General features: G+C 57.7%; 7 protein-coding genes and 1 pseudogene. 5 read left to right on the forward strand and 3 right to left on the reverse strand.

Annotation, left to right across the window (positions count from 1 at the left end; all coding sequences use genetic code 11):
• Positions 1 to 63: 63 nt before the first annotated feature.
• Positions 64 to 824, forward strand: a pseudogene (locus QOL79_RS19410) (IS5 family transposase).
• 115 nt (positions 825 to 939) lie between these two features.
• On the opposite strand, the gene QOL79_RS19415 reads toward QOL79_RS19410, so the two are convergent.
• From QOL79_RS19415 to QOL79_RS19425, 3 genes are all read right to left on the reverse strand, one after another.
• Positions 940 to 1,713 carry an NUDIX hydrolase gene (locus tag QOL79_RS19415; RefSeq protein ID WP_082819772.1) on the reverse strand — a complete coding sequence of 258 codons (774 nt, stop codon included), beginning with the start codon at positions 1,711 to 1,713 and terminating at the stop codon, positions 940 to 942.
• A 61-nt stretch (positions 1,714 to 1,774) separates the two neighbouring features.
• Positions 1,775 to 3,364, reverse strand: a complete 1,590-nt coding sequence (locus QOL79_RS19420; RefSeq protein WP_039575416.1) for an ABC1 kinase family protein — start codon at positions 3,362 to 3,364, stop codon at positions 1,775 to 1,777.
• Positions 3,365 to 3,369: 5 nt separating this feature from the next.
• Positions 3,370 to 3,858 carry a MarR family winged helix-turn-helix transcriptional regulator gene (locus QOL79_RS19425; RefSeq protein WP_052208277.1) on the reverse strand — a complete coding sequence of 163 codons (489 nt, stop codon included), beginning with the start codon at positions 3,856 to 3,858 and terminating at the stop codon, positions 3,370 to 3,372.
• Between the two features lie 131 nt (positions 3,859 to 3,989).
• Between QOL79_RS19425 and QOL79_RS19430 the strand changes: the two genes are divergently transcribed.
• From QOL79_RS19430 to QOL79_RS19445, 4 genes are all read left to right on the forward strand, one after another.
• Positions 3,990 to 5,117, forward strand: a complete 1,128-nt coding sequence (locus tag QOL79_RS19430) for an HlyD family secretion protein (RefSeq protein WP_054590305.1) — start codon at positions 3,990 to 3,992, stop codon at positions 5,115 to 5,117.
• The gene (locus tag QOL79_RS19435) at positions 5,114 to 6,685 is read left to right on the forward strand and encodes an MDR family MFS transporter (protein ID WP_095385529.1); all 1,572 of its coding nucleotides are present in this window, start codon (positions 5,114 to 5,116) and stop codon (positions 6,683 to 6,685) included. Before QOL79_RS19430 ends, QOL79_RS19435 begins: the two co-directional genes overlap by 4 nt.
• Positions 6,686 to 6,692: 7 nt before the next feature.
• Positions 6,693 to 8,156, forward strand: a complete 1,464-nt coding sequence (locus QOL79_RS19440; RefSeq protein ID WP_039575413.1) for an efflux transporter outer membrane subunit — start codon at positions 6,693 to 6,695, stop codon at positions 8,154 to 8,156.
• Between the two features lie 354 nt (positions 8,157 to 8,510).
• On the forward strand, positions 8,511 to 9,230 hold a 720-nt coding region (locus tag QOL79_RS19445), incomplete at its 3' end, for an MlaE family ABC transporter permease (RefSeq protein ID WP_283420416.1).

Below are 9,230 nucleotides of genomic sequence, written 5' to 3' on the forward strand. Positions count from 1 at the left end.
GGGTCAGGACCCATTGATTTGCGGTGATGGCTGTGATTCAGGCGGCTGCGAAGGAGCCTGAATTTGAGCGATTTATTCTGGCTGACGGACGAGCAGATGGCTCGGCTTCAGCCCTATTTTCCCAAGAGCCATGGCCGCGAGCGCGTTGATGATCGGCGCGTTTTGAGCGGGATCATCTTCGTCAACCGCAATGGGCTGAGGTGGCGCGATGCGCCGAGGGAATACGGCCCGGCGAAGACGCTCTACAATCGCTGGAAGCGGTGGAGCGACAAAGGCATCTTCATCCGCATGATGGAAGGCCTGGCGACACCTCAGGCTCCCGAGCGCAAGACGATCATGATCGACGCGACCTATCTTAAAGCGCACCGCACGGCGTCGAGCCTGCGGGTAAAAAAGGGGGTCCAGGACGCCTGATCGGCCGGACGAAAGGCGGCATGAACACCAAGCTTCATGCCGTGAGTGATGCGAATGGTCGTCCAATCAGCTTCTTCCTGACCGCCGGACCGGTCAGCGACTACACTGGCGCGGCCGCTTTGCTCGACAGTCTGCCCAACGCGCAATGGATGCTGGCCGACCGAGGCTATGATGCCGACTGGTTCCGCGACGCCCTGCAGGAGAAGGGTATCACGCCCTGCATCCCGGGCTGAAAAATCCGGAACACGACCGTAAAGTACGACAAACGCCGCTACAAACGCCGTAACCGCATCGAGATCATGTTCGGCCGCCTCAAAGACTGGAGGCGGGTCGCAACACGCTACGATCGCTGCCCGAAGGCCTTCTTCTCCGCCGTCGCACTCGCCGCAACCGTCATCTTCTGGCTCTGATCAATGAGTCCTGACCCTAGACTATGCGACAAGAAATACTGGGATAAAACAAGCCATTCCCCCAGTTACCCGGCTACGGATCGTAAGAGTTTGCCCCCGCTTGCTTGCTTCTATCTCAGCTGATAACTTCGAAGGCTGTGCCGTATCCCACGTCGGCGGGGATAGTGAGGATGTTCTTGCCGTCTCGCTGGATGACTTCTGGAAGGACCGGCACGATTTCGCGAGCCTTGGCCCGCGCGACGCAATCGTCTGCGCTCGCAGCTTCGGCTAGCAGTTGCAGGTTCAATCGCGTGGGAAAGATGATCGTTCGTTCACCGCTGACACCCAGTTTCAGGGCTTTGCTTGGCGAAAGCCATTCCGCATCAACGGTTTCATATCCATCACATGCTGCGATCTGGCGCTCTGGGGCGCGAACGACGAAGAAATGAGTGTCGAAGCGCTTTTGCATAAAGCTGGGCGTGATCCACCGCGCGAACTCGCTCAGGCGATCAAGGCGCAGTTGCACATCGGCCTCGCGCACAATGTCGAAAAATTCGCGCTCGCCTCGCTCGACGGCTTTGCGGCTTTCAAGATCGCAAATATCCTCGAACTCGCTACCGTCGCGATGATCGGCCAGCAGGATGCCTGCTTCCTCAAAGGCTTCACGAATCGCGGCAATCCGAAGGGTGCGCTGCGTAGGATCTAGCGTTTTCCAGCCCCTGCAATAATCGGCCCATTCAGGCGCTTCATCGGCAGCAGAAGGCTTTCCACCGGGAAAGACCAGCGCGCCGGATGCAAAATCGATCTGGTGATGCCGCTTGACCATCAGCACCTGGAACTCCGGCTCGTCGCGAAGCAACAGCATGGTGGCTGCGGGGACCGGATCGACTGGCTTCTGCAGTGTCATCATAAACTCCAGTTCTCAGTTGGCCTGATATTGGACGCTGGCCCGTTCAAGCTGAGCAACGATCTTATCGCCATTTGCGCAGAAGAACCAACCCGGCAAGAGCCACTGCAACACTTGCAAGCACCCAGGATTGATTCGCAAGCAGCGCCGCGGAGACGATAAGTGCGGCCGCCACAGGACCTTTGACAGGCTGGCTCGCGCGGCGAATGGCTGCGAGCTTCTCAAAACTTGCCGGATCAATCTGGACAGGCACATGCCCGGACTTGGCTATAGCGGCGGCGTTATCGAGAAGGTCAGGCATGATCGCCGCTAGGGCGAGGAGTTGTCGGCGAACTTTTTTTAAATTGGCGCGATTCCTGCCAAGGGAGAATCTTTCTGCGAACAGCTCCAACATGATGGGGCGTGTTTCCTCCCCGATATTATAGTCAGGCGCAAAGGAACGCGCAAACCCTTCCGCCGTGAGCAATGTTCGAAGAAGGATCGCCAGATCAGGCGGAAGTGCGAGCTGATAGTCTCGCAGGAGATCGAACACGCGGCTGAAAATATGCGAGAACTCAATCCCCGAAAGGACCGTTCCCCTGAACTCACCGATCAGCTGGTCCAAATTCTGGGTGAGCCCATCACGGTCAACTTTCGGATCTCCAGCCCATTCGAGCAACACGTTCGCGACGTCTGCTGTGTCTTCGTCGGCTATAGCCATGACAAGTCGTACCAGTTCCTCGCGCCTCGCCTTTGTGAGAGTGCCGACCGATCCGAAGTCGATAAAGCCCACATCCTGTTCCCCGATAAGGAAAACATTGCCTGGATGCGGATCGCCATGAAATTCGCCATTCAGAATGATCATGCGCAGGACTGCATTCGCATATTGTCTCGCGAACGCCGCCACGCGTGGGTCGGTCGATTCGGCCTCGATCGCAGACGCGGGCGTTCCATACAGCCGCTCCTGGACGTTGACCCGTATCCCCGTCAGTTCCCAATGAATTGTTGGAGTCTTGATCCCAAGCGTATCAAGATAGCCACCGATACGCTCGCATGCACGAGCTTCTGCTGCCAGATCCATTTCCCAGGCAAGATTTCTGCCAAAGGTTCGCAGGAACTCTACGGGGCGATAGCGGGCGATTTCAGGGGATCGATCCTCGGCAACGGCGGCGAGGCGCGTCAGGAGCCGCACATCGGCCTCCATTCGCGCAGCAGTGCCCGGACGCCGCACCTTTATGATAACGTCGGCGCCGTCGAGCAGCGAAGCAGAGTAGGTCTGCGCTACCGAAGCCGAAGCCAGTGGTTGTTCATCGAATTGGGTGAATTCCCCTCGCCAGTCAGCTCCCCAGCTTGCGGCAAGGATGGGCTCGATTTCTTCGAATGGCACCGGAGAAACCTGATCGTGGAGCGTCGCGAAGGCAGCAATCCAGGACCTGGAAAACAGATCGCTGCGCGTCGCCAGCAGCTGTCCAAGCTTTATTCCGACCGGACCAATGTCGCGCAGGAGTGCGACGACCGCCGCCGGCCGCAATTCACCTGGATCGATTGACTTGGCCGGATGCGGAATGACTCCGAGAGCGCCCGCCAGGCTTTTGGCGCCGTGCCGGACAAGAATCTGTCCTATCTCGGCGGCGCGTGCGATGTCTCCTATCGGTTTATCTCGGAACCCAGGCATATGTCCTATTCCGCATCGGTCCGGCTCTGATCGAGATTCGACGCAATCCGCACAAGAATGTCCAGCAACGTCCGTTTTTCGTCGCGCGTGGCGTTCCGCCATAGGACCCTATGCAGCCCGTCCGCGGATTCTCTCAGTTGGGGCAACAACCTGTCGAGCTCCTGGGTCAGGATGAGCTGCCATGCCCGGCCGTCCGTTTTGGCTCGTCGCCTTTCCATCAATCCTTTCCCACAAAGGCCAGCGACGGCTTGACCGATCGTGGCGGATTCCAACTCTAGTCGCTTGGCAATTCCGGCCTGCGTCAACGATGGTTCGCGGAGAAGTTGTCCGATGATGCGCCACTGCGTCTGATTGAGGCCAATCTTGGCAATCCGTGCGTCATAAGCGCGCCTCGCCCCCCGACTAATCTCGTCCATCAAATATAGCATACGGTCGTCGTCGGTGAGGGCGCCTTCGCGAAGCCGTGGCGGCATTGTGTCGAGATTTGCGTTCATACCGCTGCCTAGTCCGTTTCGTGGGAATGCCAAAACGCAAATTACTAAACGATTTTACTAACCGGATGGAACGGTCTACGCCACGCCATGAAGCGACTTAGCACATGTCCAAAATCCTTCGAAAGAGGCAGATGACCGACGAACCAAATGAGCGGGAACAGGATCGCGCGCCCGCATCCAGCCTGAAATCGCAACCCAAATTTCGCCTCATCCTCATCATAGCCATCACTGCTGCGCTGATTGCAGGTGGTTGGTGGTATTACAGGCATGTCACCTATGGGCAGTACATGCAGTCGACCGACAACGCCTATGTCGCGGCCGACAGCGTTGTGGTTTCATCAAAAGTGGCCGGATACGTGGACGCGGTGCTCGTCTCTGAGAACGGGCGGGTCAGTCCCGGCGAGGCGCTCGTGCAACTGGATGTGCGAGATTATAGAGCCCAGGCGCAACAGGCGCGTGCGCAAATTGCGGCGACGCTGGCCGGCGCCGACACAATCCGCTCGCAAGTAACCGAACAGGACTCAGCGATTCGGCAGGCGCGGGCCCAACTCGCCGCCAAGCGCGCGGCGCTCGACCTCGCCAATGAGCAGGTAGCGAGGTATCGCCCCCTTGCCGCGACCGGTGCGGAGCCGCGAGAAAAGCTTCAACAATATGAGACACAGGCGCAGCAAGCGCACGCCGACTTTGTTGCTGCCCAGGCAGCAGTCTCTGCTGCCAACGGTCGGAGGGCCACCTTGTTCAAACAGATCGACCAGACCGAAGCCCAAGCTGACGCGGCCCGCGCGCAGCTGGAAGCGGCCGACCTAGATGTCACATCGACTCTGCTGCGAGCCAGCAAGGGAGGTCGCGTTGGCGATCTAACAGTAAGGGTCGGCCAATTCGTTCAGCCCGGTCAGCGATTGATGACGGTGGTTCCGGTAAACGAAATCTACGTCATCGCTAATTTCAAGGAGACGCAGGTCGGCCTTTTGCGGGCGGGGCAACCGGTCAGGCTCGAGGTCGATGCTCTTCCCGACTTTGAGATTGCTGGACGCGTTGAGAGCATCTCGCCCGGAACCGGAGCAGAATTTTCGATCCTGCCGCCCGAAAACGCCACAGGGAATTTCACCAAGATTGTTCAGCGGATAACGGTTCGTATCGCGATAATAGCCTCGCCCAAAGTGCGTCGTCTGCTCGTCCCGGGCATGTCGGTTGTGGCAGTTGTCGACACGCGAAACGCTGCCGGAGAGCTGAAAGAGATCTCGAGTACCGACAAATGACCGCCGAGTTGGCATCGAACAGCGCCTCTGGTACTCCGACTGCAGAAAGGCGGAATGCCGATATCACCGCGTGGATAGCGGTCGCAGCGGGTGCACTTGGCGCCATGCTCGCAACACTCGATATCTCTATCGTCAATTCCGCGCTTCCGGTGATCCAGGGCGAAATCGGAGCCAGCGGCACCGAGGGCACTTGGATTGCCACCGCATTTCTCGTTGCCGAAATTGTGGTAATTCCGCTTAGCGCCTGGCTTGAACGCCTTTTTGGACTGCGAAACCTGCTCATCATTGCGGTTTCCGCGTTCACCGGCTTCTCAATTCTTTGCGGTATGGCGACCGACCTCACGACCATGATCATCGGTCGCACGGGTCAGGGTTTCATGGGTGGTGCGCTGATACCAACTGCGATGACCATCGTGGCGAAAAGATTGCCGCCCCATCAACAGCCGATCGGCATGGCGCTGTTCGGCATGACAGTGATTCTGGGTCCGGTCATGGGGCCGCTGATCGGTGGCTGGCTGACCGAAAATTTGAGCTGGCACTATGCCTTCTTTGTCAATGTTCCAATCTGCGCCGTACTGCTGCTGCTGCTATTCGTCGGGCTTCCTCACGAAGAGCCGAAGTGGGAGTATCTGACCGATGCTGATTGGGCGGGCATTGCCGGCCTGATTCTGGGGTTGGGCGCTTTGACTGTGTTGCTTGAGGAGGGGCATCGCGAGGAATGGTTTGAATCCGCTCTTATTCGCTGGCTGGCACTCATTGCCGTTATCGGTTTCGCTTCACTCATATACGGGCAGCTGAACGCGTCGAAGCCCGTCCTGAAACTCCGCCTCCTTCTCAATCGCCAATTCGGAAGCGTTGCGGTGATGGCTCTCGCCCTGGGAATGGTCATGTATGGTTCGACCTACGTCATTCCCCAATTTCTTGCGATCATATCCGATTATAACGCTTTTCAAACCGGGCTCGTTATATTTTGGATGGGTATTCCGGCTTTTGTGCTTATGCCGATCCTGCCCTTCATGATCCGCAGACTCCACATTCGCATTGCCGTCGGTGTCGGAATGCTTCTGATGGCGGCCAGCTGTTTCGTCAGCATAAGCCTCACCGCGGAATCTGGGGGCGCCGTATTCATCGAAAGCCAGCTTATTCGGGGTGTTGGCATGATTCTGGCCATGATGTTCCTGAACCAGGCTACCGTAGCCTCGGTGGCAAAGACAGATGCTGGCGATGCCTCCGGTATTTTTAACGCCGCTCGAAATCTCGGAGGATCTTTCGCTTTGGCCGGACTGGCTTCGTTTCAGGACCAGCGGATCTGGCACCATAGCCGGCGCATGGAAGAGACGCTGAATGCCAACAGTGCTTCACTCCAGATTTATCTTGATGAACTCGCGAAAAGCTTCGGCGGGATGGAGGGTGCCATGTCGATGCTAGGCCGGACCATCCAGCGGGACGCGTTCGTAATGACCTACAATGATGTATTCTTGGTGATGGGCGTCCTGACCTTGATGACCGTTCCTTTGGTCATCTTTTTGAAGCCGCTTCCCAAGAATGTTTCCCTTTCGATGCACTGAGCCTGACATGATAAGAAAATCTGTAATATCGCTTCTCGCCTCGTTTCTGCTGGCCGGTTGTGTTGCGGGCCCAGACTACGCCGGGCCTCCAGAAGTATTCTCGGCGAACCGAAATGACGGCTTTGTCCGTGCCGGCGGTAACATCATCGATACCGAGCCCGAGCTGGCAGAGTGGTGGCTCCTTTTGAACGATCCGGAATTGACCAGGCTTATCGAGGCTGCGTTATCGGACAATCCTTCGCTTCAGGCTGCGCAAGCGCGGATTGCGCAGGCGCGGGCATCCGTGAGACAGGAGAAGGCCGGAAGATTTCCGACGCTTGGAACCCAGGCGACGGCTATTCAGGGCCGCTTGCCGGGCCTTGATATTCAGAACAGTGCCCCGCCTTCGGCGAGCGCGCCTGTTAGTCCGCAGGGACAGGCGGATGATAGCCTCAGTGTCTACAATCTCGGGCTCAACGCTAACTGGGAGCTGGATTTCGCAGGAGGAACGCAGCGACGGATCGAGGCCGGCAACGCTCAGGCCGCGGCAGCGGTTGCCAATGTGGAGGATGCCAAGGTCCAGCTGACCGCCGAAGTTGCCAATGCCTATGTCAACCTGCGCGAGGCCCAGTTTCGAGCCAAAGCGTACCGAACCGAGTGCGAGTTGCAGCAGCAAACCCTCTCGCTAACCTATCAACGGTATCAGCAAGGCGTGTTGCCCCTGTTCCCTCTCGGCAATGCAAATGCCGAGCTCGAGCTGCTCAAGTCTCAGCTCGCCGAGGCCGAAGCTGACACGGCGGTATTGCTCGATGCGCTTGCCATTCTAGCTGGACAGATCCCAGGGACAACGGACGAAGCGCTGAAACAGATCTTCGATGTTCCCCTCCCGCCGGAACAGGTCGCCGTGGGCGACCCCTCCAACCTTGTCGCACGTCGGCCCGACATCCGCGCGGCCGAACGCAGCCTGGCGGCAGCAACGGCTCGGATCGGTGTTGCGGAGGCTGCACGATTTCCGAAGCTGTCATTCATGGGAATCTTGGGACTTGGCGGAACGTCGCCAGACGATCTCTTTGATGTGAGCAATCCGTCAATTCTCGCCATTCCACAGTTGCAGTGGAACTTCCTCGATTTCGGAAGGGTCGATGCCTCGGTCGATCAGGCGAGCGCCGTCCGTGCCGAGGCAGTTGCCAACTATCGAAAGACGGTGCTTTCTGCACTTCAGGACGCCGAGCGCGCGTTGTCGCGCTTTAGCCAGCAGCGCTCTGCCCTGGTGGCGTTCGCGCAGATCAAGTCCCAGGCAGATGGCGCAGCCGATCTTGATCGACAACGATTTGCCGGCGGAGTGATCTCGCGCGCCGACCTAAATCGCACGCTTCGCAAACAGCAGCAGGCGGCAACCGACCTCGTCCGGGGAAAGGCGGCGCTCACGCTGTCATGGATCGCCCTGCAAAAATCACTCGGCCTGGGATGGCAAGTGCAAGCAAAGATTTAATGTCACCTACGAGTGTCGTTAATATGAACTCTAAGGTGCGATATCGGTTCAGAAAGAATCTCATAGGGATTTCAACTGACAATTTTTCTAACCTTAGCAAGAGTATCCTGTGCTTATTCAAACGATCTGTCGGCCGATTTGTGCGCAGCATACTCCTTGCAAGCGACCTGATATAACGCTACGGTGACGTTTACATAATGTCATTGAGGCAAGGCGCGATGTGTGGATCGGCATGGTTAAATGTGTGGGGTCAGTGGTCCCGCTTGCTGGCATGATCCGCTCGATGACGGGTTATGGGAGAGGGAGTTGCCACGGGCGATCCGCTCTCCCGACACCGGTTGGAGACTTGCTGCGATGAATGCGCGCACAGCACCGAACATCTTCGTTCGCGAAGGAGATGGCATTTCAACGTTGGTCGTTGAAGGTGACTGGACAGCGATGTCGATCGCAGGCCTTTCCGGGCATGTTCTGAGTCCCTCGAACCTCTCCTTCTCAAGCGACTTCGGAAACCTGGGAAGGATAGACAGCGCAGGCGCGCTCGCCATCCTGACTCTCGCACCCAATGCGGCATTTACCGCAGACCTGCCCGCCAATCTTGCTGATCTGTTCGCGCTGGTGGGCTCGGCCATGGCCGACCGCGATGTCCCGCCAATCAAAACTCCCCCATTTCACGTGCGTCTTGGCCAAAAAGTTTATCGAGCTGTCCAGGAAATCGGCGCAAGCGCTCGATTTCTCGGCCAACTTGAGGTGGCGCTCATGAAATCTCTTGCACATCCCAAAAGGATGCGATTGATCGCACTGGCGTCGTCAATTCAGAAGGCCGGCTTCGATGCGCTGCCACTCATAGCGATCATGACATTCTTTATCGGCGCAGTGGTGGCTCTCATAGGAAGCGATCTGCTCAAGACATTGGGTGCATCGGAACTGGTCGTCGAACTGGTTGGCATATCCGTCCTCCGCGAGTTCGGCGTCCTCATTCCCGCGATACTACTTGCCGGTCGGTCCGCTTCCACTTTCGCGGCCCAGATCGGCGCAATGCGAATGAATCAAGAGACGCAGGCAATGAAGGTGATG

It is taken from the genome of Sphingopyxis sp. Geo48 (genome assembly GCF_949769155.1).
Classification (GTDB): Bacteria; Pseudomonadota; Alphaproteobacteria; order Sphingomonadales; family Sphingomonadaceae; genus Sphingopyxis.